Origin of the sequence: Mannheimia sp. E30BD, assembly GCF_041807785.1 — a bacterium.
Classification (GTDB): Bacteria; Pseudomonadota; Gammaproteobacteria; order Enterobacterales; family Pasteurellaceae; genus Mannheimia.
The window spans coordinates 16,458-40,044 of sequence record NZ_JBGTYX010000017.1; the positions used below are offsets into that span (position 1 = coordinate 16,458).

The following is a 23,587-nucleotide window of genomic DNA, read 5'->3' on the forward strand; positions in this document are numbered from 1 at the left end:
TAAATCAATAAGGAAATAGCATGACATACCCTGTATGCCCTGAATGTAAAGGTGAAAATACCTACCACGATTCTATTCAATTTGTTTGCCCTGATTGTGCTTATGAATGGAATGGTGAAGAAGCAGAACAAGATGAAGATGTGTTAATTGTAAAGGATAGTAATGGTAATTTATTATCTGACGGCGACGATGTATTATTAATCAAAGATCTTAAATTGAAAGGATCGTCAGAAGTTTTGAAAAAAGGTACTAAATTCAAAGGGATTCGTTTAGCAAAAGGCGATCACAATGTGGATTGTGGCAAAATTATGCTGAAGTCTGAATTTTTGAAGAAGGCCTAGTTACTAGGTTTACAAGCGGTCATTTTTATCCTGAAACTTACAACTTACTACTAATGAGGAATATTATGTCTATTAAGAAATTTTTATTCACACTTACAGCTATTTCACTATTTACGCTTAATACCCAGGCAGCAGAAAATAATCAAGCAACAAAAACTGAAACAAATAAAACCGAGACTAAAAAAATGAAAACAAAGCAAACTGAAGATAAAAACCTAACAGCATTTAACCAAAATGTAAAAATTAATTTGATCCAAAGGGGAACAGCCAAACAAGATAACCAAGATATCATTGTATTAACCTATGAAGTTAATAATCTCGGTAAAAATCGCATTAAAAATTTAAATTGGTTATCGGCTTTTACTATCAATGATCAAATTTTCTTTGTTCAAGAAGTACAAACCAAGTTAGACAAGGCAATTGCAGTGAAAAAGAAAGAAAATATTACGGTTGTCTTGCCTATTGAAACATTACCGGAAAATGTAAGATCCGTATTCACCTCACTTGAGACACCAATTGGTCATATTACTGTTGCCAAACAGATTGATTTTACTAATGGTAAGAAAATTATTGTGAAGGAATAATAAAACAAACCCCATTTAAATTGACTTAAATGGGGTTATTTTTTTACCTTATTTAGGTAAACATTTGCTAAACTCATCAGCTAAAGATTGTAAAAATTCAGGATAAGCGGTTGCACTTAACTGAACTTTTTCACCTAGTGGGTCTAATTGTCCTACATTTACTTGCGTTTCTTTTGCTAATGTTTCAATCACTTTTGGGGTAAATTGCGGCTCAGCAAATAAACATTGAGCTTTATTTTTAGCGATATTTTTCTTGATTGCGGCAAGCGTTTTTGCACCCGGTGCAACTGTTGGGTTGATGGTAAATGAACCCAATGAATTTAAGCCATACTCTCTTTCAAAATAGCCATAAGCATCGTGGAATGTGTAGTAGCCTTTTGCTTTAACTGGCTCTAATTGCTTCACAATTTCTGCTTTTTTAGCGGCTAAATTTGCCTTAAATTTTGCTAAATTATCGGCAATTTTCGTTTTTTGCTCCGGTAATTGCTCGCTTAAACGTGTAGCGATTTGTTCCGCCGCTAATACACTAGCTTCACTTGATAACCAAATATGCCAATCTTCATCGTGGTTATGTCCGTTATGATCGTGGCTGTGGTCGCGTTTATGATCGTGACTATGTTTGTATTCGTGACTATGTTTGTGTTCGTGACTATGTTCGTGATTATGTTTATGCTCGTGCTTATGATCGTGGTCTTTCTCTTTTTTACTGTTCTTTTCTACGATCTCCTCAATTGCATCAACATCTTCAAGAGTTAAAACTTTCTCTTTCGGGAGCTTTTCGATACTTTTTTCTAAGAAACTTTCTAAACCATCGCCCACCCAAACCACTAATTGAGCAGATTGTAACAGCGATACATCAGATGGTTTTAAGCTGTAATCGTGCGGAGAAGCGGTTACTGGTAATAACACTTTGGTTTCAGTTATACCATCAGTAATCGCATTCGCGATAAAACCTAACGGTTTGATACTGGTTAATACGTCTGCTTGAGCAACTCCTGCTCCTAAAACGGCTAAACCGATTAATGTTCTCTTAAACATAAAATCTCCTTTTATAAATTTGAAGTAGGTGTATTTTAGCAAAATCCAATAAAATTTCTATAAATTTTTTATGGGTATTTTTCATCGTCATTTTTCTATATACTTGCAAAAAATTTCAGAAATATGACCGCTATGAAATATAAAAACTTACGAGAATTTCTTGATTTGCTTGAAGCACAAGGCGAGCTAGTTCGCATTAAGCAAGAAATCGACCCTTATTTAGAAATGACCGAAATTGCAGACCGCACCTTACGAAAAGGTGGGCCTGCATTACTGTTTGAGAACCCAAAAGGTAGCCAAATTCCCGTTTTATGTAACTTATTTGGTACGCCAAAGCGTGTAGCAATGGGAATGGGGCAGGAAGATACCAAAGCCTTGCGTGAATTAGGCAAACTGCTTGCCTTTTTGAAAGAGCCTGAGCCGCCAAAAGGTTTCAAAGATTTAATTGGGCAACTTCCTCAATGGAAACAAATTCTCAATATGCCACCGAAAGTGTTAAGCCGTGCGGAATGTCAGCAGGTGGTAATTTCAGGTGATGATGTTGATCTCACTCAGTTACCAATTATGCACTGTTGGAAAGGCGATGTTGCCCCACTTGTAACTTGGGGACTGACGATTACACAAGGTCCTTACAAAAAACGCCAAAATCTAGGTATTTATCGCCAGCAATTAATCGATAAAAACAAGCTGATTATGCGTTGGCTTTCCCATCGTGGCGGTGCGTTAGATTTCCAAGAGTGGAAAGCGGAAAATCCTGATAAACCATTCCCTGTATCTGTTGCGATTGGGGCAGATCCTGCTACGATTTTAGCTGCGGTAACGCCTGTGCCGGATACGCTTTCGGAATACGCATTCGCAGGGCTTTTGCGTGGCAATAAAACTGAGGTGGTTAAATCCATTTCAAACGATTTAGAAGTACCGGCAAGTGCAGAAATTGTGCTGGAAGGCTATATTGATTTAGAAGAAACCGCCTTAGAAGGTCCTTACGGCGATCATACCGGCTACTACAACGAGCAAGAATATTTCCCTGTATTCACTGTTACCCATATTACTATGCGAAAAGATGCGATTTATCACTCTACTTACACTGGCAGACCACCTGATGAACCGGCAGTGTTAGGCGAGGCATTAAATGAAGTCTTTATTCCGATTTTGCAAAAACAGTTTCCGGAAATTGTCGATTTCTACTTGCCGCCAGAAGGTTGTTCTTACCGCTTAGCGGTGGTAACAATGAAAAAACAATATGCCGGACACGCCAAACGGGTGATGATGGGGGTTTGGTCGTTCCTACGTCAATTTATGTACACCAAGTTTGTGATTGTGTGCGATGATGATGTGAACGCCCGAGATTGGAAAGATGTTATCTGGGCAATTACCACCCGTTGTGATCCTGCGCGAGATACCACACTAATTGAAAACACGCCGATTGATTATCTCGATTTTGCCTCGCCAATTGCAGGGTTAGGCTCAAAAATGGGGATTGATGCCACCAATAAATGGGCGGGTGAAACCTCAAGAGAGTGGGGAACGCCAATCAAAAAAGATGACAATGTGGTGAAACGCATTGATGAGATTTGGGATTCTCTTGGCATCTAAGACAACATTTAACCGCTTGTGTCACACTGTTCTTCACACTACAAGCGGTTAAATTTTTTGATCTTTTTACCATTCTGCTCTTGGTTGCCATCAGGTTACGATTCTTTATTTTGAGCTAACCATTCCGTAGGTGAAAGCCCTAATTCCCGCATAAAGACACGGCTGAGAGCAGCATTATGGCTATAACCGACTTGCTCTGCCACCAATGCTACGGGTATCCCTTTTTGTAATAAATGCTGGGCAACCGCTACTCGCCAGTTAGTGAGATAATCCATCGGTGAAACCCCCATAATTTGTTTAAAATAAGCGGCAAAGCGTGAGCGAGACATTAATGCCACATTTGCTAACTCCTCTACATTCCAATCTCGCTCTGGTGCATTGTGAATAGCTAACAGCACTTTCCCCAGTTGCTTATCTGCCAAGCCTTTTAACAAACCTGTTTGAATATACCCTTTTTTTAAACATTGGCGGGCAACTTTCAAGGTAAAATAGGCACATAAATGATGGATCATTGACTGATAACCACACCCTTTCTGATTCACTTCACTAAAAATTTGATCAGCTAAAACCCCCAATTCCGGATACTGTGCCAACTCTAAGATCACAATATTGTGCAAGGTATGGGTTAATGGGTTGCGAATCCCTTTGCCAAAATCAAAATTAATACAAAATATATCTAACCCACTATCATCTAACGGGTGCAAACTATGCAAAATATTGGTCGGTGAAAAAATAATCGCTGGGCGTTCAATCGTAATCGGGCGTTCGGCAGCCTGATTTAAAATAAAACGTCCTTGGCGAACAAAATGTAAATAGCCTTTATTCTCTTCATTAAAAGTCCCGATTTGGCACAACTGACCTAGATGAAATAAGTCCGTACGAAACTGAAATTGAGTAAAAAGATGAGTCAAACTATCCACATTAAGCTCCTTGGGTAAACAATTGAGACGAACAGTTAAAACAAGCGGAAGGGAGTCACTATAATAGCAACCCGTTCGGTAACGCAAGTTATCATTACAATTTGTATATCTATTAATGAGGATAAAATAATGTCACAAGCACAATTTGAAGAAATCAACCAAGAACGCCGTCAAGCACTTAACCACGGCTCTCGTATTGCAATGGCAGCCAGTGTATTAGGTGCATTAGGTATTGCATCAACAGCAAATGCAAAACAAGCCAGTGCAGAAAAATCACCTTATGCCGAGCCGGAACAATACGGTTTAAAACGCCACGGAATGACTATTGATCCAAAACGGGTGGCATTAGTAGTAGTTGATCCACAAATTGACTTCCTAAGCCCGAAAGGTGTAATGTGGGGCGTGCTAGGTGATTCTATCAAAGAGAACAACACCGTAGCCAACATTGAAAGCCTATTTAAAGCGGCAAAAGCAGTGGATATGCCAACCTTTGTTTCGCCACACTATTACTACCCTACCGATCACAAATGGGAATTTGGTTCACCGGGCGAACACTTTATGCACGACAGCGGAATGTTTGCGAGAAAAGGTCAATACACCATGGAAGGCTTTGAAAATTCAGGTGCAGACTTTATGCCTGAGTACAAACCATACATTTTTGATGGTAAAACAGTAATCACCTCTCCACACAAAATCTTTGGTCCGGAAACCAATGACTTAGTGTTGCAATTACGCAAACGTAAAATCGACCAAGTGATTTTAGCCGGTATGGCGGCCAACTTATGTATTGATTCACACTTGCGTGAGTTAATTGAGCAAGGTTTTGAAGTAACAGTGGTGAAAGATGCAACCGCAGGGCCTCGTATTCCTGAAGGTGACGGCTACCTTGCAGCATTAACCAACTACCGTATTATCGCAAATGACCTCTGGACCACTGAAGATGCAGTGAAAAAAATGACGGCAAAAGCATAATATTCGCTTTACAAGCGGTTAAATTTAGCTCTTTTTTTGCAAATTTAACCGCTTGGATTTCACGCTTATCCCCAGCACTCACACTAAATCTCATTATTTTTCCTTATCACCCCATTCATTTTCATTATATTCATCTCCACAACAAATAACAGCTACCATACAACAATTACCTTGCCTTTTTCAGGGTTAAAATGCGATAATGGCTCGTTATTTTTGGCTTGAAAAAGCAATAGAAAATTGCAAAAAATAAAGCAAAAATAACCGCTTGTAATAGAGATAAACAAGCCTTAAGTGATTGATTTTGCAGTTTCTTTAAGACAAGACAAAGTAAACGTGAGACAACTATCAATGCACTATCGGGAATGAAGACAGTCGTGAGATAGACATTAAATCCATTCCCTTATTAATGGGTCAAAATGACCGTGTAAGACAAAAACAAAATAATGAGAAAACACAATGAAAAGAATGTTAATCAATGCAACTCAAAAAGAAGAGTTGCGTGTTGCCCTCGTTGATGGGCAACGCTTATTTGACTTGGACATTGAAAGCCCTGGTCACGAACAGAAAAAATCCAATATCTACAAGGGTAAAATTACCCGTGTCGAACCAAGCCTTGAAGCTGCATTCGTGGATTACGGTGCAGAACGCCACGGCTTCCTACCTTTAAAAGAAATTTCCCGAGAATACTTCCCGTCAGACTATGTGTTTAACGGTCGCCCGAATATCAAAGATATTATTCAAGAAGGGCAAGAAGTGATTGTTCAAGTCAGCAAAGAAGAGCGTGGTAACAAAGGAGCAGCCTTAACCACCTTTATTTCGCTTGCGGGCAGTTACTTAGTCTTAATGCCGAACAACCCTCGTGCCGGTGGTATTTCCCGCCGTATTGAAGGTGATGAGCGTTTAGAACTCAAAGAGGCTTTAGACTGCTTAGATGTACCGGAAGACGTGGGCTTAATCGTTCGTACCGCAGGTGTCGGCAAATCGCCGGAAGAGTTACAATGGGACTTAAAAGTCTTGTTACACCACTGGGAAGCGATTAAAAAAGCGGCGGAATCTCGCCCAGCTCCGTTCTTAATTCACCAAGAAAGTGACGTAATTGTGCGTGCAATTCGTGACTATCTACGCCGTGATATTGGCGAAATCTTAATCGACAACAAAAAAGTGTTCGAGAAAGCTAAAAACCACATTCGCCTTGTTCGTCCTGATTTCATCAACCGTGTGAAGTTATATGAAGGCGAAGTACCACTATTCAGCCACTATCAAATTGAATCGCAAATTGAATCGGCATTCCAACGTGAGGTGCGTTTACCATCAGGTGGCTCTATCGTTATTGATGTCACAGAGGCATTAACCTCGATTGATATTAACTCTTCACGCTCAACCCGTGGTGGCGATATTGAAGAAACGGCTCTTAACACCAACTTAGAAGCGGCTGATGAAATTGCCCGTCAGTTACGTTTGCGTGACTTAGGTGGTCTGATTGTGATCGACTTTATCGATATGACACCGGTTCGCCACCAACGTGAAGTGGAAAACCGTATTCGTGAAGCGACACGCCAAGACCGTGCGAGAATCCAATTTGCCCGCATTTCCCGTTTCGGCTTGTTAGAAATGAGCCGCCAGCGTTTAAGCCCCTCATTAAGTGAGGCTTCATCTCATATTTGTCCTCGCTGTCAGGGAACAGGTAAGGTGCGTGATAATGAGTCAATCGCACTTTCGATCTTACGTTTATTAGAAGAAGAAGCGATCAAAGAAAACACTGCACAAGTTCACACCATTGTGCCGGTGGAAATCGCCAGCTACTTACTTAACGAAAAACGTAAAGCGATTTCCAGCATTGAGAAACGCCACGATGTACAAATTGTGGTTGTACCGTCTGAAAGCATGGAAACCCCTCACTTTGCGGTATATCGTCTGCGTGAAAATGAAGTAACGCCAACCTTGAGTTACGATCTCACCAAACATTATGAAGCTCGTACAGAAGAGGAGCATCCTCACCATCACCACCACGATGATGTGTTAGTCACCCGTAACGAACCTGTGATTACGGTAGAATCTGTATTACAAAGCTCGGAGCTGAATCTTCAGCCTTCCCCAACACCAGTCAAGCCTGCTAAACCATCGTTATTGAGCCGCTTAATAGCAACAATTAAAGGTTGGTTTGCGACGGAAGAAAAAGAAGAGAAAAAACCGAAACCAAAAGCTCGTAATCAGCGAGATCGTCGCCAACGTCGTGAACGCCCGAACCGCAATACAAAAACGGAAAATCAAGAGCGTAAACAACAGCAAAATCAAGCCACTTCGCAAGAAGAAAAAGCTACTCGTGCAGAGAAAAAACAACGCCGTGCGGTGGTTGAAGAAGTTGCTAACGTAACTGGAGTACAGGAAAGCCGCAATAATCAACGTGAAAACCAAGCAGAACGCCGCCAACGCCGTGAATTACGCAAAAAAGTGCGTGTTGAAACAGCAGAGGTTGTAAGTGAGAAATTAGTGCCTGCAACAGTAGAAACTGTTGCAACTAAAGTAGCTGATGTTGAAGATTTGCAAAAAAGTGATGACAAACACTTATATTTGAACGTTGGCTTAGCCAACGGCTCCGAAGGAGCGAGCGTAGCAAGTAATATTCAACCACTTGTAGCTACAGAAACCGTTGCTGAAAGCAGCTCTGAAAATCGTGATAACAACCGCCAACGCCGTTTGCCTCGCCATTTGCGTGTAGGTAATCAGCGTCGCCGAGAAAATCAGCGTGGTAATACAACTACTGCTATGCCATTAAGCTCAGCCGTTGCTTCGCCTGAACTTGCTAGTGGTAAAGTTTGGGTACAATTTGCAGCACCGGTAAAAACAGAAGAAAAAGCGCAATTCTTATCTGTTGATCAAATGCTTGAACAACAAGAAAACAAGTCTGTTGAAGCCGAGAAAAAAACAACCGGGAAGAAAACACATTCTGTTAGCCCATTAGGTGGGTTTGTTACTCAGCCGACTAATCGTGATTTAGTCAAAGAAAAACAAGCAGAACACACTAAGTCTAAAGTAGAAAAAGCTTTAGAGCCAGAAATTCAAAAATCAGAAGTAAAAGAACATATTGCCCCATTTGGCAGTGTTGTTGCTCAGTCTTCTGAACGTAATTTGGTAAAAGAGAAGAACGAGCGTGTTAGCAAATTCCAATCAAAAGCAACTGTTGCTCCAGCCATTGAAACAGAAATGCAACAAGCAATTGAAGTGCCAGTTTCAACCTATGAAAGTAACTACAGCTTTAATGGTCGATTAGGTACATTCTCTCGTGCTGAACATACCAAAGCTGAAATGACCGTTGCTACCCCACCAACAGAAAATTTAGACTCTTTGACCATAACAGAATGGCAACACTCTAAATATTACTTCTACGGAAAAGGTTTCGGCGGCTACACCAGTGCAGTCAGCCAAGTACAATCTGCACCCCGCTCAACCAATATTGAGTAAAAATCACTAAACAAAAATGCCTATTGATTAAAAATTGATAGGCATTTTTTATGATAGTGAACTTTTTATGATTTAATCAGACTAAGTAACTACATTGCAAAATGTATTTGTTTATTTTTAATTTAAGGAACTCGGAATGAAAAAAACAATTTTATCTTTATTAGTATTAGGTACAACGATGACGCTTGCTGCTTGCGATCAAGCAAAAGAGGCTGCACAAGCAACCGCAGATAAAGCAGAAGAAGCTAAAAACGCTATTGTTGAAAAAACCACAGAAGTTAAAACAGTAACTGAAGCGAAAACTGATGAAGTAAAAGCAGTTACTGAGGCTAAAACTGATGAAGTAAAAGCAGCAGCTAAAGAAGCCGTACAAGCGACCACAGATAAGGCTGAAGAAGCAAAAAATGCAGTAGTTGAAAAAGCTACAGAAGCGAAAGTAGCAGCTGAAGCAAAAATGGAAGAATTAAAAGAAGTAGCTAAAGATGCTGCACAAACAGCTTCAGATAAAACAGAAGCTGCAAAAAATGCCGTAATTGAAAAAGCTGAGGAAGCTAAAGCAGCAACAGAAACTAAAGCTGCAGAGCTAAAAGCTGCTGCTAAAAATGCTACACAAGCAACCGCAGACAAAGCAGAGGCAGCTAAAAATGCCGTAGTTGAAAAAGCAGCTGAGTTAAAAGAAGTAACCGAAACAAAAGCTGAAGAAGTAAAACAAGCGGTAGAAAATAAATAATTCCGTACAAAAAAGCTCTGCAAATGCAGAGCTTTTTTACAACTATTTGAAGCAAGAAGAGCTAAACTCTCATAAGTTTGATCTTCTACACATAAGTTTAGCTCTTCTTAATTATAAATCTTTCGGAATACGGATTTTTTGACCCGGGAAGATTTTGTTTTCGTCTTTAATCACTTCTTTATTTGCTTCTACAATAGCTTTATATTTTGCACCGTTGCCGTATGCTTTCGTTGCGATTTCCCATAATGTATCGCCTTTTTGGATAACATAAAACTCATCATCGCCAGCTAACTGCTCTTCTCTTGCAAGTTGTAAAGCATCAATATTCACGTTAGTAATACCCGCTACGTTACCTGCCATCAATACTGCTTTCTCAACTGCTGCAGCACTTGAAGCGATACCGGAAATTTTCGCTACGCCATTTTCAACGGTTACATTCACATTTTCCACGCCTGGATTATCTTCCACCAAATGCTCAGTAACTGCTTTTGAAGCATCTTCCTCTTTATTAAATAATTTACGACCGATATTACTAACAAAATCAAATAAACCCATAGTAAGTTCCTTATAAAATAGACAAGTGGGATAAGTATTCTACACAATTTCTAACTACTGAAATAGTGCATTACCCAATTAGAGCAAGCAAAATTAAATTAGTTCATCTTTAATATCAATAAAAGCAGACACAAAAGCATCACTTTTTGAACGTTGCTTTTGCCAATGGCAACAAGGCTATGAATAATTTTCAGATATTTTTCGCAAAAATAACGGCTTAGATTTTATATTTACGCAATTTTCAGCTAAAATCTAAGGTTTAAATAGCTTTTAGATTTTCTAGGATATTCTGTGAAACAAGTGCAATTTTATCTCTTAAGCCAAGAAGGCTCAGCCGAGATCTCAGCCGCTGAAGCTCAGGCTTGTGAACTTGCCGCTCAAGCATGGCGATTAGGTAAGCGAGTACTAATTGCCTGTGAAACAGAACAACAAGCCTTGAAGATTGATGAAGCACTTTGGGCAAGAGATCCCGATTCTTTCGTACCCCATAATTTATCGGGCGAAATTACCACTTACCCAACACCGATTGAAATTTCTTGGAAAGGCAAACGCAATGCACAACATCGGGATTTACTCATTTCATTACAAACGGAACTCCCCGATTTTATTAACAGTTTCAATCATATTATTGATTTTGTGCCTGTGGAAGAAACCGCTAAAGCACAAGCCCGTGAGCGTTATAAACACTACCGCCAACTAGGCTGGCAATTGGAAACCGTACAATGTTAAACACCCTAAATTGGCAAGCTAAAGCCTTTGAGCAACTTTCTACTCAAGAGCTATTTGAAATCTACCACGCCCGCACAGCCGTTTTCGTGGTGGAGCAAAACTGCCCCTATCAGGAAGTGGACGATAAAGACCTACAAGCGGTGCATTTATTTGCAAAAAATACCAAAAATCTGACCGCTTACTGCCGTTTAATTCCGAGTGAAAAAGGCACACATATCGGTAGAGTGTTAGTGGTAAAAGCTGAACAAGGAAAAAGCTTGGCAAGAGAGTTAGTACAACGGGCTATCAATTACAGCCTTGAGCATTTCCCTCATCAGCCGATACACGCACAGGCTCAAAGCTATCTGCAAAGGTTTTACGAAAGCTTCGGCTTTCAAGCGGTGTCGGGGTTATATTTGGAAGATGGGATTGAGCATTTGGATATGGTGCTTGGAGAAACAAAATGACAAGTCGTGAAGAATTACTAAAAAAACAGCGTGAATTAGATATTCTTTTTACCGCTTGGTTTGAAGAAAAGAAAAAGCACGAGGTGCTGACTTATCGCCGTGAAAATGGGGATTTAATTCAACATTATCCAGATGGCACGCAAAAAGTAATTCATATATAGATAGACCTAGCACAGCTCTTATGGATAAAAGAGCCAAATAAGGAGAGCTTATGAGAATACAAATAAATGACTATGAAAAACTCGAGACGGGATTAAAGAAAAGATGTGACTACCCCTATTCTTGGGGAGGGAAAAAGCAGAACAATGATTGGGACTATAAAACAAATTTTATTTATTCAACTTACTCAGTTGACTCATTAAGTAAGAAATGTAGTGGCTTATCTATTGATTTGAAAAATTATGCATTTAATCGTTGGTATAATTATTGATCTGCAATGAGTATTGAGTCAATATTCATAAATCATGATTTAGTTATTCCAGAAGATAATGAAAAAGAACTTGTTGAATGGCTATATACTAAACAAAGCGATGATGGGCGACATCATTGTGAAAACCGTCTTTTTGTAGTTGTATTATATAAGAATGGAGAGCATTGGAAATTAAAATCTGAGATTTTAAATGCTCATAAAATAATCAATAATTATCTGGATAATTTTAATTTAGATAATTTGGTTAAACTGGATTTAAATGGAAAAGAAGTTTTGTCCGATATAATTTGGATTAGTAATTAATTTTAGGATTAATAAATGACACAAAAATTCACAATGGAAGACCGTTTTAACCCTTCCGCCGTAGAGCAAGCTCTCTACCAACACTGGGAATCGCAAGGCTATTTTAAACCGAGCGAAGATTTATCCGCACCAAGCTACTGTATTGCTATTCCGCCACCGAATGTAACGGGTAGCCTGCATATGGGGCACGCGTTCCAGCAGACTTTGATGGATACGCTGATCCGCTTTAACCGTATGGAGGGGAATAATACCCTTTGGCAAGCGGGAACAGACCACGCAGGGATTGCTACTCAGATGGTGGTAGAGCGTAAAATCGCTGCCGAAGAAGGCAAAACGCGCCACAACTATGGTCGTGAGGCGTTTATCGACAAAATCTGGGAATGGAAAGCCTATTCAGGCGGTACTATTGGTCAGCAAATGCGTCGTTTAGGCAACTCGATTGACTGGGAGCGTGAACGCTTTACGATGGACGAAGGCTTGTCCAATGCGGTGAAAGAAGTGTTTGTTCGCCTACACGAAGAAGGCTTGATTTACCGTGGCAAACGCTTGGTAAACTGGGATCCGAAACTGCACACCGCAATTTCTGACCTAGAAGTGGAAAACAAAGAGAGCAAAGGCTCGCTGTGGCATTTCCGCTATCCACTCGCCAACGGTGCGAAAACCGCAGACGGCTTGGATTACTTAGTGGTGGCAACGACCCGTCCTGAAACGATGTTGGGCGATACTGCAGTTGCGGTTCACCCCGAAGATGAACGCTATCAAGCTCTGATTGGTAAGAGCGTGGTACTGCCTCTGGCGAACCGTGAGATCCCGATCATCGCCGATGAGTATGTGGATCGTGAATTTGGTACGGGTGTGGTGAAAATTACCCCTGCTCACGACTTCAACGACTACGAAGTGGGCAAACGCCACAGCTTGCCGATGGTGAATGTGATGACGCTGAACGCAGATATTCGTGCGGAAGCAGAAATTATCGGTACAGACGGTAAACCGCTTGCTGACTACGCTGCCCCAATTCCTGCCGACTATCAAGGCTTAGAACGATTTGCGGCTCGTAAGAAAATTGTTGCCGATTTTGAAGCACTCGGTCTGTTAGATCAAATCAAACCGCACGACTTAAAAGTGCCTTACGGCGACCGTGGTGGCGTGCCGATTGAGCCAATGCTGACCGACCAATGGTATGTGAGCGTGAAACCGCTTGCCAAAGTAGCAACCAAAGCGGTGGAAGACGGCGAAATCCAGTTCGTGCCGAAACAGTACGAAAACCTCTACTTCTCTTGGATGCGAGATATTCAAGACTGGTGTATCTCTCGCCAACTTTGGTGGGGACACCGCATTCCGGCGTGGTATGACGAAGCGGGTAATGTCTATGTAGCTCGTGATGAAGCGGAAGTGCGTGCAAAACACAACTTGCCTGCGGATTTAGCCCTCCGCCAAGATGAAGATGTGCTGGATACTTGGTTCTCCTCAGGCTTATGGACATTCTCAACCTTAGGCTGGCCGGAGCAGACCAAAGAACTGAAAATGTTCCATCCGACTGATGTGTTAATCACCGGCTTCGACATCATCTTCTTCTGGGTTGCACGAATGATTATGTTCACGATGCACTTCATTAAAGATAAAAACGGCAAACCGCAAGTGCCGTTCAAAACCGTGTATGTAACGGGCTTAATCCGTGACGAGCAAGGGCAAAAAATGTCAAAATCTAAGGGCAATGTACTTGACCCGATTGATATGATTGACGGCATTTCCCTTGAAGATCTCTTGGAAAAACGCACCGGCAATATGATGCAGCCACAACTAGCGGAGAAAATTGCCAAAGCGACCCGCAAAGAATTTGCGGACGGCATTGTGGCACACGGTACAGACGCTTTGCGTTTCACCTTGACAGCTCTTGCCAGCAACGGGCGTGACATCAACTGGGATATGAAACGCTTAGAGGGCTACCGCAACTTCTGCAACAAACTGTGGAATGCAAGCCGTTTCGTACTGACTAACGACAAATTAGATTTAAGCGAAGGCGAAGTGGAATTTAGCCTTGCAGATCGTTGGATTGAAAGCCAATTCAACCGCACAGTGGAAACATTTCGCACCGCACTCAGCCAATACCGTTTTGATTTAGTGGCAAATGCGATCTACGAATTTACTTGGGATCAGTTCTGCGACTGGTACTTAGAGCTAACCAAGCCAATCTTCTTCAAAGGCACGGACGCACAACGCCGTGGAGCAAGCCGCACGCTAATAAATGTGTTTGAAAAATTACTGCGTTTAATCCACCCGGTAATGCCGTTCATCACCGAAGAAATTTGGCAGAAAGTGAAAGGCTTTGTGGGCATTGAAGCCGATACCATTATGTTGCAAAAATTCCCGCAATTTGACCCGCTTGCAATTGACGAACAAGCCGAGCACCAAATCAACTTCATCAAAGAAGTGATTGTGGCGGTGCGTAACATTCGGGCGGAAAGCAATATCGCCCCAAGCAAAGGCTTAGACCTAATCGCTCGTAACTTCTCGGCGGACGAAATCGCCATCTTGAATGCCAACGAAGTATTGCTAAAATCAATGGCAAAACTCGATAGCGTTAAAGTGCTGGCAACCGGTGAGGGCACACCGCTATCAGTAGCGAAATTGGTGGCAAATGGCGAGATCTTGATCCCAATGGCTGGTTTCATCAACAAAGACGCTGAACTGGCTCGTTTAACCAAAGAGATGGACAAACTCAAAGGGGAAGTGGCTCGCATTGAAGGCAAACTCTCAAACGAAGCTTTCGTGGCAAAAGCTCCAGAGCAAGTCATCGCCAAAGAGCATGAAAAAATGCAAGAGTATCTAAGTGGTTTAGAGAAATTGCAGGTGCAGTATTCAGAGATTGAAGCACTGTAATTAATTAACAAGCGGTCAGAATTTTGTAAAATTTTGCAAAAATCTGACCGCTTGCTTACATTAAGGAAATAAAAATGTCTTTAATTGAGATACCAACACAGACACAATTTGAAGCTATTCCTAAAACAGAAATCTTCAAATTTAAAGAAATCTATAATAAAAATGCTGCTATTAATGAGGCAAATAAATTAAAAGAAGAAGCCTTTGGTAAATTGGATATGTTTAAGAATAAAACAACCAAATTAATCAAAAGTTTTGTTGGGAAAAAATCGCCTCAAGAAAATGATGATATTGATATTTCTTATGAGGGCTGTTTCTTAAAATCATATTGGAATATTATGGCTGAACGCTATACCGAATATGAATATGATCGAGAAGAAAAAATCACTATTTCAAATACAGACGCAAAACATATTAGTATTATTAATGAGAATGCTGATGAACTTGCAAAATATCACGTTCATAATGGTAGTATTACCTTAAAATTAACTGAAAATTGTGTAAGAAAGAATATTCTTTCACAAACTTTTGATAATGAGAATGGTAATATTGATGATAATTTCCATAATAAATTCATTAATAAATTTAAACCAAAGAAATATGATATTGTATTAGATAGCGATAATTTAATTAAACCTGCTCTATCAAAATCGGATATGGTACAAAAAATTAATAATCGTTTATTATCCGAAATTAAATCTAATTGAATTATTAGCGACACTATTCGTTACCATAAATTTGAGCTTTATTTATTACACATTCATATTTTTAAGTGTTATAAAAAATCAACACAAGAAACCGTTTATATGAGAATTAATTCGGTAAATGGAGAAAGATTAGAAAATGAGAATAATCTTGAAGTATTATCAAGCGATAAATTTAGAGAGGTGATTATTGATATTGCAGCCGAAACAGCAAGCTCATTTTTACCGGGAAGTGGCGTGCTTATTAAATTAGTAAAATAAATATCATTATTTTGCACCTTACTCAGTGATATAGTAATAAAACAGAGTAAGGTGCAACTTGTTAATATGAATTTATAAATATCTCGTTAAAATCTTCTCTAAACGATCATAGCCAGCTTGAGTGAAATGCAATCCATCGTGGCATAAGGTTAAATCTAAATTCCCTTCTTCATCAGCAAAGTGTTCCCACGTTTTTACATAAGTAAGATAAGCAGGGACATTCGCTTCAAAATAATCATTTAGCACTTTAATTGCTGCATTATTTGTGGTGGTAATGTTATTTACCGGTGTGGCTTCCAATAAAAAGTATTGAGCATTTGGATTAATTTTGCGAAGATGCTGGATAATTTCTTCAATCCAGTCAAGCACTTGTTTTGGTGAGTATTCAGGCTCTTTAACAATATCATTCACACCTAGAAAAATAAAAACTTTATCGCCTAAGTGCTCAATATGTGCAGGCTTCATAATCACATCTAAATATTGGCGAGTACTTGTGCCGGATAAACCTAAATTTGCTGTTGGTTTGCCGGCTAAATTTGGCGTACCCTGCTCCATATCTCCCCACATATCGAACAATGAATGTCCGATAAGAGTAACCTCTGCCGTTTTTTCAAACTCTGCTTTTTTAGTTTGATAACGGTTAAAAATGTCTTGATCGCTAAGCATAGTGTCTCCTCACCGATGGTTGAAATATCACTCCATTATTATACACATTTTAAAATATTTACTCCAAGATATATTGACTAAAAATTCGTATAAAAAAGCCACTTAATGATTAAGTGGCTTGTAAATTAATTAAACATCATAGGTGGTTGAAGCAGTATTACCGCCACGTCCCGTCCAGTTGGTATGAAAGAACTCACCACGAGGTTTGTCGGTACGCTCATAAGTGTGAGCTCCGAAGTAGTCACGTTGGGCTTGGAGTAAGTTAGCCGGTAAACGCTCTGAAGTATAACCATCTAAGAAAGTGATTGCAGATGCCATACAAGGCACAGGCAAACCAATCTCTACCGATTTTGCTACCACTTTACGCCAATCAGCCAAGCAGTTTTCTAAAATCTCTTTAAAGTATGGGTCTGAACCTAAGAAGACTAAGTATGGGTTTGCTTCGTATGCATCACGGATATTGCCTAAGAAACGGCTACGAATAATACAGCCCTCACGCCATAATAACGCTGTGCCACCGTAGTTGATGTCCCAACCAAACTGCTCAGATGCTTCACGAATTAACATAAAGCCTTGTGCGTAAGAGATGATTTTTGAAGCTAATAACGCACGGCGAACGGCTTCTATCCACTCTTTTTTATCACCTTCAACTTTACCAATCTGTTTGTTGAACAATCTTGAAGCTGCCACACGCTGATCTTTAAATGCCGATACACAACGAGCAAATACCGATTCGGTAATCAAAGTTAATGGAATACCGAAATCAAGGGCATTGATACCCGTCCATTTACCTGTCCCTTTTTGACCTGCTGTATCAAGAATTTTTTCCACTAATGGCTCGCCATCTTCATCTTTGTAAGCAAGAATATCAGTTGTAATATCTACTAAGTAGCTGTCTAATTCGGTGTTTTTCCACTCTTTAAAGATTTCGTGCATTTCATCATAGCTTAAACCTAAACCATCTTTTAAGAATTGGTAGGCTTCACAGATTAACTGCATATCGCCGTATTCAATGCCGTTGTGAACCATTTTCACGAAATGACCTGCACCATCACGTCCAACCCAATCACAGCAAGGCTCACCTTGATCGGTTTTTGCCGAAATCGCTTGGAAAATAGGCTTAACATAAGGCCACGCAGATTCATCACCACCCGGCATAATAGACGGTCCGTGTCTTGCACCCTCTTCACCACCTGAAACACCAGAGCCAATAAAGCGGATGCCTTTTTCTGCTAAGGCTTGCACACGACGATTGGTATCTGGGTAATTTGAGTTACCGCCATCAATAATGATATCGCCTTCTTCTAAGTGTGGCACTAACGCATCAATAAATTGATCCACTACCTCACCTGCACGCACCATTAACATAACACGGCGTGGTTTTTCCAATTTAGCGGCTAAATCTTCTAACGAATACGCCCCGATTATGTTTGTGTCTTTCGCAGGTCCTGCTAAAAACTCGTCCACTTTGGAAGTAGTGCGGTTATATGCAACGACTTTAAAGCCGTTGTCATTCATATTCAAAATTAAGTTTTGACCCATTACGGCGAGTCCAATTACGCCGATATCGCCTTTTTGTGACATTATTTGCTCCTGTTGTTTTTTAATTTGGTAAGCGGTTGAATTTCATTAAAATTTTGCAAAATTCTTTATAAATTTGACCGCTTGTAAATATTAAATCTATCTATTGTTTTAATTAGCCTAAAACAAACTCCACCGCCATTTGGCTATGCAATGCTGCGGTATCAAAAAACGGTAATTCGCTGTCTGATTGTTGAATTAATAAGCCAATTTCGGTACAGCCTAAAATCACACCTTCCGCCCCTTGTGCTTGTAGCTGCTTAATGGTTTCTAGGTAGAACGCTTTTGAGCTTTCTTCAATTTTGCCTAAACAGAGTTCATCAAAAATAATGCGGTGGATTTCCTTTTGAGCTGTTTCATCTGGCACAAGTGGCGTAATGCCACGCTCTATTAATTCATCACGATAAAAATTATCGCTCATTGTAAACTGTGTGCCAAGTAGGATAACTTTGCTCAAGCCTTTTGATTGAATGCTATCTGCAACGCAGTCTAAAATATGCAGAAAGGGAACAGAAATATTATCGCTAATCTGCTTCGCCACCTTGTGCATTGTATTGGTGGCAAGCAAAATGCCCTCTGCTCCAGCTTGTTCTAATAACTTGGCTTGCTCTGCAAGAATTTCGCCTGATTGTTGCCAGTTACCCTGTTTTTGATGTTGCACAATTTCTTCAAAATTCACACTTGAGAGAAGAATTTTAGCACTAGAATTACCGCCTAATGCTTGATTAACCGCACGGTTAATATTGATGTAATAAGAAACCGTACTTTCCGCACTCATTCCACCTAAAATGCCAAGTGTTTTCATTAAACTTATCCTCTACTTATCTCTATAATTTGTGATTGCCCTGTTTCCAGTGAGCCAAGCCATTGCCAACGCTCACGTCCAACCAATTTTCCATTATCTATAGAAAATGTGGTTACACAACGCCCGAGACGATTTTCTAATCGTTGATTTAAATGCTGATAGCTAAACTCAATTTGGCAATCTGAAATCCATTTGCCAATTAAAAATCCTTTTAAAATCTCACCACCTTGATATTCCGCCCATATCATTTTGTCTTGTTGAAAATAGTGAAAATACGTTTGATTGCTCACTTCGCCATTTTCACTATTTTGCACGGCAGTAAAGATTTTATTGTTAAGATTGAACATAACTAAAATTTCCGTTACAGATTTTTAGCCGCATCACTATCCAAATACCACTCCGTTACCCCATTTTTTGCTTTAATTTTCGCCGCTGGGTAAGGTGATTCTTCCACAGGGGTGGTTTGGATTTCTTTTAAAATTTCTGCTTTTGAGCTGCCTGTAACTAAGTAAGTAATGCGTTTGGCTTTTTCAATCAATGAAGCCGTTTTAGAAATGCGGATTTGCCCTGTTTCTGGGTGTTTAGCAATTACTGCCACATTTTGATCGTCAAAATCGGTTTGATGTGGGAAAAGTGAAGCCGTGTGGCCGTCTGTTCCCATTCCTAAAATAATCCAATCGAAGGCTAAATCAGGCACACAAGCGGTCAATTCTTGCGAAAATCTTGCAAGTTCTTGCTCTACATTTTCTTCGCCACGAATACGGTGGATATTTTCCGCAGGAATTTCAATATGATCGAACAATAGTTTTTGTACTTCGCCATAGTTGCTTTCAGGATCGGTTGGGTGAACCATACGATCATCGCCCCACCAGAAATGGAGATTTTGCCATTGGATTTCAGTATTAAATGGCGATTGTGCTAAAGTTTTAAACAATAATTTCGGGGTTGAACCACCTGATAGAGAAATATGCACAGGGCGATTTTGTTCGCTATAGGTTTTAAACTCTTGGGCGATTTGTTCAACTGCAGCTTGGGCGGTTGGGAAAATAACTTTATTCATAATTTACCTCGTTATATCCCCCCTCTTTGCTAAAGAGGGGAACTGAAATTTATACCTTTTTCTTCAATGTATCCGTTGGTTTACGCCACACTTTACCGTGTCTTGCGATAAGTTTATCCGATTCCGTTGGTCCCCAAGTGCCAGATTCGTATTCATACACACGTCCACGATTTTCTTTGTATTTTAAAATCGGTTGTACAAATTTCCAACAAGCGTGTACTGCATCAGTACGGGCAAAGAGCGTTGCATCGCCTTTTAGAGCATCAAGTAATAAACGCTCATAAGCGGTAAGTAGGCTTGATGTACTGCCTAAATCAGAATAGCGGAAATCCATTGAAACTTCTTTTGCTTCAAAGCCTGCACCCGGTTTTTTCAAGCCGAAACGCATTGAAATGCCTTCATCTGGTTGCACACGAATAATCAGTTTATTCTCTGGTGCATTTTGGCTGAATACTGGGTGTGGTGTGGTTTTAAAGTGAATCACGATTTCGGTTACACGAGTTGGTAAACGCTTACCTGTACGCACATAGAAAGGTACACCAGCCCAACGCCAGTTATCAATTTCACATTTTACTGCCATAAAGGTTTCAGTATTAGAATCTTCAGGCACACCTTTTTCTTCTAAATAGGCAGGCACTTCTTTACCATCAACTGTACCACGCCCGTACTGCCCTAATACTACGTTATGTTTTACATATTCTTCAGTGAGTGGGTGTAAGCAATGCAATACTTTTGCCACTTCATCACGCATTGAGTTTGCATTAATAATGGCTGGTGGTTCCATTGCCACCATTGCTAAAACTTGCAGTAAGTGGTTTTGGAACATATCACGCATTGCCCCAGAATCATCATAGTAACCACCTCGATCTTCTACCCCGATGGATTCTGCACCAGTAATTTCCACATAGTCGATAAAGTTACGGTTCCAAAGTGGCTCAAATAAGCCGTTAGAAAAACGTAGCACAAGCAAGTTTTGTACCGTTTCTTTGCCTAAATAGTGGTCAATACGGTAGATTTGGTGTTCGGCAAAATTTTTGTGAATTTGAACATCTAACTTTTTCGCAGTTTCAATATCGTAACCAAAGGGTTTTTCCACAATAATACGCTTCCAGCCTTTTTCCTCTGTGGTTAAACCATGAGCGGCTAAACACTCAGGAATAATGCCGTACAAACTTGGCGGAGTTGAAAGATAATAAAGTGTATTGCCTTCAGTTTGGTATTTCTCGTGTAATTCATCAAGACGAGGCAGCAATTTGGCATAATCTGCCGCATCGGAGGTATTTAGTGCTTGATAATAGAGATGCTCGCAGAATGAATCTAATTCTTCTCCCTCTGCTTTTTCAAATTTGATTAACGCCTCACGCATTTTTTTGCGGAACGTTTTGTCGGTTAAATCCGAACGGGAAACACCTAATACGGAGAAGTGCTCGCCCAATCTTCCAATTTTGTATAAATTATAGAGTGCGGGAATCAATTTACGGAAAGTTAAATCGCCTGAGGCACCAAAAATGACTACGCAACTATTTTCAGCATTCATTTAATAATCCTATTCTTTTTAATTGTTAAAATATTGTTGGGTACAAGATTATCATAAAAATTGCTAATGGGAACTACCTATTTGAATAAAAATATTTTATCCCAATTTAGCGAGCTATTTTTAACCATCACAAAGTAAGGATTAATAAAGGTTTCACGCTGATTATAGGTTAATGGAGCAAAATTAAAGTCGAAAACTGATCCGCCCACTTCCTTAAGTAACACTTCAGCAACCGCAGTATCCCACTCGCCTGTATCGCCAAAGCGAATATAACAATCTGCCTTGCCTTCCGCCACCAAGCCCGCTTTTAAGCTACTTGAACCATATTGTAAGAACTGAGCTTCACGCCCGCCCATTGCTTGCAATGCTTTATCAGCGTGCATTTGGCTACCCACCGCAATTACTAACGGTTTTTTAGCTTGCTGCTCTGCCTTTAAAAGCGGTCGAATTTTGCCATTTTCTTGCAAAAATGCACCGCTTGCTTCCATCGCAAAATAGAGTTTATCTACGATTGGAGCATAAATCACCCCTAAAACGGGCTGATTTTTCTCACCTCTTTTCTGCACTAAACCAATCACAATCGAAAACTGATCGGTACGATTAATAAACTGCTGAGTACCGTCTAATGGGTCGATAATCCAATATTCTTGCCATTGATTACGTTCTGTCAAAGCAATATTACAGCTCTCCTCCGACAAAACAGGCACATCAGGCGTAAGTTGTTTTAAACGCTCGGTTACAAATTGACTGATAAATAAATCTGCCTCTGTAACAGGCGTATCATCTGCCTTAATTTTGACCGCAACCGAACGAGCGTAAAATTGTTTTAAATGTTCGCCTGCTTCTTTCGCAAGAGCGATAACATTATCCAGTAATTGTTGATTTAATGTTTGCATTTTGCTTTCCCCAAGATCTATTTTTATTTATTTTTCTGTTTCAAATAGTCTCTTAACATAAACAAGGCGGATAAATTCCGTGATTCCGCAAAACTCTGATCTGCCAATAGTTCGTCAATATTATCCAGCGGATAACGTACAATTTCCAATGGTTCCGGCTCATCGCCTTCTAATTTGGACGGGTACAGCTCTTTCGCTACAAAAACGTGCATTAAGCCATACATATGGCTTGGCGAGCTATAAAGCGAACGCAGAAAATCTAACTTTTTCGCCCCAAAGCCGATTTCTTCCTGCAATTCTCGATTAGCACTCTCAATCGGCTCTTCGCCTTCATCAACAATGCCTTTAGGAAAACTTAACTCATAACGCTCAGAGCCAACCGCATATTCTTTAATCATAATCAGCTCATTATTTTGAATCGGAATCACCATTACCGAAGAACGGCGCTGTGGTGTTAAACGCTCGTAAACTCGCTCTTCGCCATTGGAAAATCGTAAGTCCACCGATTGCACTTCAAAAATGCGAGTTTTGGCAAGGATTTCTACTTTTAGAATGTCAGGAAGCTGCTTTTTCATTTTATATTACCTTTTTAGAGTTATTTTAGTTGAAAAAACACATTTTCGCTCTAATATTTCAACTATTGTTTTGATTTTAAGGCAGAAAATGAAAAATAAACACGAAAAAGAGGAAAACGATGCCGAAGTTCGGCTAGATAAATGGCTTTGGGCAGCCCGTTTTTATAAAACCCGCTCGATTGCCAAAGCAATGATTGAAGGGGGCAAAGTCCATTACAACGGACAACGGGCGAAAGTCAGTAAAACAGTGGAAATTGGGGCGACGATCAAACTTCGTCAAGGTAACGAAGAAAAAGAAGTGGAAGTGTTAGCCCTCAGTGACCAACGCCGAGGGGCTCCGGAAGCCCAACTGCTCTACCAAGAAACTGAAAAAAGCGTAAAACACCGTGAGGCAATGGCGTTCGCTCGCAAAGCAAATGCTCTTTCAATGCCCCACCCAGACCGCCGCCCGAACAAAAAAGAGCGACGAGATTTAATTAAATTCAAAGAGCAAGAATTTAGTTAAACCCTTGTAAT

Annotated in this window: 25 protein-coding genes; 14 read left to right on the forward strand and 11 right to left on the reverse strand. The window is 40.2% G+C overall.

What is annotated here, in order from left to right; all coding sequences use genetic code 11:
- The first annotated feature begins 20 nt into the window (after positions 1-20).
- Both ACERCG_RS09240 and ACERCG_RS09245 read left to right on the forward strand, forming a co-directional pair.
- On the forward strand, positions 21-341 hold the full coding sequence (locus ACERCG_RS09240; RefSeq protein WP_373611752.1) for a zinc ribbon domain-containing protein YjdM: 321 nt from the start codon (positions 21-23) through the stop codon (positions 339-341).
- A 65-nt stretch (positions 342-406) separates the two neighbouring features.
- The gene (locus tag ACERCG_RS09245; protein WP_373611753.1) at positions 407-925 is read left to right on the forward strand and encodes a hypothetical protein; all 519 of its coding nucleotides are present in this window, start codon (positions 407-409) and stop codon (positions 923-925) included.
- Positions 926-973: 48 nt separating this feature from the next.
- On the opposite strand, the gene znuA is transcribed toward ACERCG_RS09245, so the two are convergent.
- Positions 974-1,963 carry a zinc ABC transporter substrate-binding protein ZnuA gene (gene znuA, locus ACERCG_RS09250; protein WP_373611754.1) on the reverse strand — a complete coding sequence of 330 codons (990 nt, stop codon included), beginning with the start codon at positions 1,961-1,963 and terminating at the stop codon, positions 974-976.
- A gap of 132 nt (positions 1,964-2,095) precedes the next feature.
- Between znuA and ubiD the strand changes: the two genes are divergently transcribed.
- A complete protein-coding gene (gene ubiD / locus ACERCG_RS09255; RefSeq protein ID WP_373611755.1) occupies positions 2,096-3,559 on the forward strand; it encodes a 4-hydroxy-3-polyprenylbenzoate decarboxylase in 1,464 nt (487 codons plus the stop codon).
- Between the two features lie 95 nt (positions 3,560-3,654).
- Here the strand turns inward: ubiD and ACERCG_RS09260 are convergent, their stop codons facing one another.
- The gene (locus tag ACERCG_RS09260; RefSeq protein WP_373611757.1) at positions 3,655-4,479 is read right to left on the reverse strand and encodes a helix-turn-helix domain-containing protein; all 825 of its coding nucleotides are present in this window, start codon (positions 4,477-4,479) and stop codon (positions 3,655-3,657) included.
- A gap of 126 nt (positions 4,480-4,605) precedes the next feature.
- Here ACERCG_RS09260 and ACERCG_RS09265 point away from each other — a divergent pair, with 126 nt between their 5' ends.
- The 3 genes from ACERCG_RS09265 (at position 4,606) to ACERCG_RS09275 (ending at position 9,643) form a co-directional block, all read left to right on the forward strand.
- The gene (locus ACERCG_RS09265) at positions 4,606-5,451 is read left to right on the forward strand and encodes a cysteine hydrolase (RefSeq protein ID WP_373611785.1); all 846 of its coding nucleotides are present in this window, start codon (positions 4,606-4,608) and stop codon (positions 5,449-5,451) included.
- A 456-nt stretch (positions 5,452-5,907) separates the two neighbouring features.
- The gene (gene rne / locus ACERCG_RS09270) at positions 5,908-8,913 is read left to right on the forward strand and encodes a ribonuclease E (RefSeq protein WP_373611758.1); all 3,006 of its coding nucleotides are present in this window, start codon (positions 5,908-5,910) and stop codon (positions 8,911-8,913) included.
- A 136-nt stretch (positions 8,914-9,049) separates the two neighbouring features.
- Entirely contained in the window at positions 9,050-9,643 is a 594-nt protein-coding gene (locus tag ACERCG_RS09275; protein ID WP_373611759.1) for a hypothetical protein, read from the forward strand.
- Between the two features lie 111 nt (positions 9,644-9,754).
- On the opposite strand, the gene lysM is transcribed toward ACERCG_RS09275, so the two are convergent.
- On the reverse strand, positions 9,755-10,198 hold the full coding sequence (gene lysM, locus ACERCG_RS09280) for a peptidoglycan-binding protein LysM (protein ID WP_373611761.1): 444 nt from the start codon (positions 10,196-10,198) through the stop codon (positions 9,755-9,757).
- Between the two features lie 291 nt (positions 10,199-10,489).
- On the opposite strand from lysM, the gene ACERCG_RS09285 reads away from it, so the two are divergent.
- The 7 genes from ACERCG_RS09285 to ACERCG_RS09315 all read left to right on the forward strand — a co-directional run bounded on the left by ACERCG_RS09285 (position 10,490) and on the right by ACERCG_RS09315 (position 15,951).
- Positions 10,490-10,927 carry a DNA polymerase III subunit chi gene (locus ACERCG_RS09285; protein ID WP_373611762.1) on the forward strand — a complete coding sequence of 146 codons (438 nt, stop codon included), beginning with the start codon at positions 10,490-10,492 and terminating at the stop codon, positions 10,925-10,927.
- Entirely contained in the window at positions 10,921-11,373 is a 453-nt protein-coding gene (locus ACERCG_RS09290) for a GNAT family N-acetyltransferase (RefSeq protein WP_373611763.1), read from the forward strand. The genes ACERCG_RS09285 and ACERCG_RS09290 overlap by 7 nt, the downstream gene beginning before the upstream one ends.
- Positions 11,370-11,534: a hypothetical protein gene (locus ACERCG_RS09295; protein WP_373611764.1), complete on the forward strand. Its 165-nt coding sequence runs from the start codon at positions 11,370-11,372 to the stop codon at positions 11,532-11,534. Before ACERCG_RS09290 ends, ACERCG_RS09295 begins: the two co-directional genes overlap by 4 nt.
- Before the next feature lie 275 nt (positions 11,535-11,809).
- Positions 11,810-12,106, forward strand: a complete 297-nt coding sequence (locus tag ACERCG_RS09300; RefSeq protein WP_373611765.1) for a hypothetical protein — start codon at positions 11,810-11,812, stop codon at positions 12,104-12,106.
- 15 nt (positions 12,107-12,121) lie between these two features.
- Positions 12,122-14,986 carry a valine--tRNA ligase gene (locus ACERCG_RS09305; protein ID WP_373611766.1) on the forward strand — a complete coding sequence of 955 codons (2,865 nt, stop codon included), beginning with the start codon at positions 12,122-12,124 and terminating at the stop codon, positions 14,984-14,986.
- A 74-nt stretch (positions 14,987-15,060) separates the two neighbouring features.
- Positions 15,061-15,693 (forward strand): hypothetical protein, encoded by a 633-nt coding sequence (locus tag ACERCG_RS09310; protein ID WP_373611767.1) that lies wholly within the window; start codon positions 15,061-15,063, stop codon positions 15,691-15,693.
- Between the two features lie 99 nt (positions 15,694-15,792).
- The gene (locus ACERCG_RS09315; RefSeq protein ID WP_373611768.1) at positions 15,793-15,951 is read left to right on the forward strand and encodes a hypothetical protein; all 159 of its coding nucleotides are present in this window, start codon (positions 15,793-15,795) and stop codon (positions 15,949-15,951) included.
- Between the two features lie 72 nt (positions 15,952-16,023).
- Here the strand turns inward: ACERCG_RS09315 and ACERCG_RS09320 are convergent, their stop codons facing one another.
- From ACERCG_RS09320 to nudE, 8 genes are all read right to left on the reverse strand, one after another.
- Positions 16,024-16,617 (reverse strand): SGNH/GDSL hydrolase family protein, encoded by a 594-nt coding sequence (locus tag ACERCG_RS09320; RefSeq protein WP_373611769.1) that lies wholly within the window; start codon positions 16,615-16,617, stop codon positions 16,024-16,026.
- A 129-nt stretch (positions 16,618-16,746) separates the two neighbouring features.
- On the reverse strand, positions 16,747-18,201 hold the full coding sequence (gene gnd, locus ACERCG_RS09325; RefSeq protein ID WP_373611770.1) for a decarboxylating NADP(+)-dependent phosphogluconate dehydrogenase: 1,455 nt from the start codon (positions 18,199-18,201) through the stop codon (positions 16,747-16,749).
- Between the two features lie 112 nt (positions 18,202-18,313).
- Entirely contained in the window at positions 18,314-19,003 is a 690-nt protein-coding gene (locus ACERCG_RS09330) for an aspartate/glutamate racemase family protein (RefSeq protein WP_373611771.1), read from the reverse strand.
- 5 nt (positions 19,004-19,008) lie between these two features.
- A complete protein-coding gene (locus ACERCG_RS09335; RefSeq protein ID WP_373611772.1) occupies positions 19,009-19,350 on the reverse strand; it encodes a n-acetylglutamate synthase in 342 nt (113 codons plus the stop codon).
- Between the two features lie 14 nt (positions 19,351-19,364).
- Entirely contained in the window at positions 19,365-20,063 is a 699-nt protein-coding gene (gene pgl / locus ACERCG_RS09340; protein WP_373611773.1) for a 6-phosphogluconolactonase, read from the reverse strand.
- A gap of 49 nt (positions 20,064-20,112) precedes the next feature.
- Positions 20,113-21,600, reverse strand: coding sequence for a glucose-6-phosphate dehydrogenase (gene zwf, locus ACERCG_RS09345; protein WP_373611774.1), 1,488 nt, complete (start codon positions 21,598-21,600; stop codon positions 20,113-20,115).
- Positions 21,601-21,677: 77 nt separating this feature from the next.
- The gene (cysQ, locus tag ACERCG_RS09350) at positions 21,678-22,496 is read right to left on the reverse strand and encodes a 3'(2'),5'-bisphosphate nucleotidase CysQ (protein ID WP_373611775.1); all 819 of its coding nucleotides are present in this window, start codon (positions 22,494-22,496) and stop codon (positions 21,678-21,680) included.
- Positions 22,497-22,519: 23 nt separating this feature from the next.
- A complete protein-coding gene (gene nudE, locus ACERCG_RS09355) occupies positions 22,520-23,071 on the reverse strand; it encodes an ADP compounds hydrolase NudE (protein WP_373611776.1) in 552 nt (183 codons plus the stop codon).
- An 88-nt stretch (positions 23,072-23,159) separates the two neighbouring features.
- Between nudE and hslR the strand changes: the two genes are divergently transcribed.
- Positions 23,160-23,576, forward strand: coding sequence for a ribosome-associated heat shock protein Hsp15 (gene hslR, locus ACERCG_RS09360; RefSeq protein ID WP_373611777.1), 417 nt, complete (start codon positions 23,160-23,162; stop codon positions 23,574-23,576).
- Positions 23,577-23,587: the final 11 nt, after the last annotated feature.

Coding starts and splice junctions, on each gene's coding strand:
- ACERCG_RS09240 (WP_373611752.1), top strand. CDS start 21: ATGACATACCCTGTATGCCCTGAATGTAAAGGTGAAAATACCTACCAC.
- ACERCG_RS09245 (WP_373611753.1), top strand. CDS start 407: ATGTCTATTAAGAAATTTTTATTCACACTTACAGCTATTTCACTATTT.
- znuA (WP_373611754.1), bottom strand. CDS start 1,963: ATGTTTAAGAGAACATTAATCGGTTTAGCCGTTTTAGGAGCAGGAGTT.
- ubiD (WP_373611755.1), top strand. CDS start 2,096: ATGAAATATAAAAACTTACGAGAATTTCTTGATTTGCTTGAAGCACAA.
- rne (WP_373611758.1), top strand. CDS start 5,908: ATGAAAAGAATGTTAATCAATGCAACTCAAAAAGAAGAGTTGCGTGTT.
- ACERCG_RS09275 (WP_373611759.1), top strand. CDS start 9,050: ATGAAAAAAACAATTTTATCTTTATTAGTATTAGGTACAACGATGACG.
- lysM (WP_373611761.1), bottom strand. CDS start 10,198: ATGGGTTTATTTGATTTTGTTAGTAATATCGGTCGTAAATTATTTAAT.
- ACERCG_RS09290 (WP_373611763.1), top strand. CDS start 10,921: ATGTTAAACACCCTAAATTGGCAAGCTAAAGCCTTTGAGCAACTTTCT.
- ACERCG_RS09295 (WP_373611764.1), top strand. CDS start 11,370: ATGACAAGTCGTGAAGAATTACTAAAAAAACAGCGTGAATTAGATATT.
- ACERCG_RS09300 (WP_373611765.1), top strand. CDS start 11,810: ATGAGTATTGAGTCAATATTCATAAATCATGATTTAGTTATTCCAGAA.
- ACERCG_RS09305 (WP_373611766.1), top strand. CDS start 12,122: ATGACACAAAAATTCACAATGGAAGACCGTTTTAACCCTTCCGCCGTA.
- ACERCG_RS09310 (WP_373611767.1), top strand. CDS start 15,061: ATGTCTTTAATTGAGATACCAACACAGACACAATTTGAAGCTATTCCT.
- ACERCG_RS09315 (WP_373611768.1), top strand. CDS start 15,793: ATGAGAATTAATTCGGTAAATGGAGAAAGATTAGAAAATGAGAATAAT.
- ACERCG_RS09320 (WP_373611769.1), bottom strand. CDS start 16,617: ATGCTTAGCGATCAAGACATTTTTAACCGTTATCAAACTAAAAAAGCA.
- gnd (WP_373611770.1), bottom strand. CDS start 18,201: ATGTCACAAAAAGGCGATATCGGCGTAATTGGACTCGCCGTAATGGGT.
- ACERCG_RS09330 (WP_373611771.1), bottom strand. CDS start 19,003: ATGAAAACACTTGGCATTTTAGGTGGAATGAGTGCGGAAAGTACGGTT.
- ACERCG_RS09335 (WP_373611772.1), bottom strand. CDS start 19,350: ATGTTCAATCTTAACAATAAAATCTTTACTGCCGTGCAAAATAGTGAA.
- pgl (WP_373611773.1), bottom strand. CDS start 20,063: ATGAATAAAGTTATTTTCCCAACCGCCCAAGCTGCAGTTGAACAAATC.
- zwf (WP_373611774.1), bottom strand. CDS start 21,600: ATGAATGCTGAAAATAGTTGCGTAGTCATTTTTGGTGCCTCAGGCGAT.
- cysQ (WP_373611775.1), bottom strand. CDS start 22,496: ATGCAAACATTAAATCAACAATTACTGGATAATGTTATCGCTCTTGCG.
- nudE (WP_373611776.1), bottom strand. CDS start 23,071: ATGAAAAAGCAGCTTCCTGACATTCTAAAAGTAGAAATCCTTGCCAAA.
- hslR (WP_373611777.1), top strand. CDS start 23,160: ATGAAAAATAAACACGAAAAAGAGGAAAACGATGCCGAAGTTCGGCTA.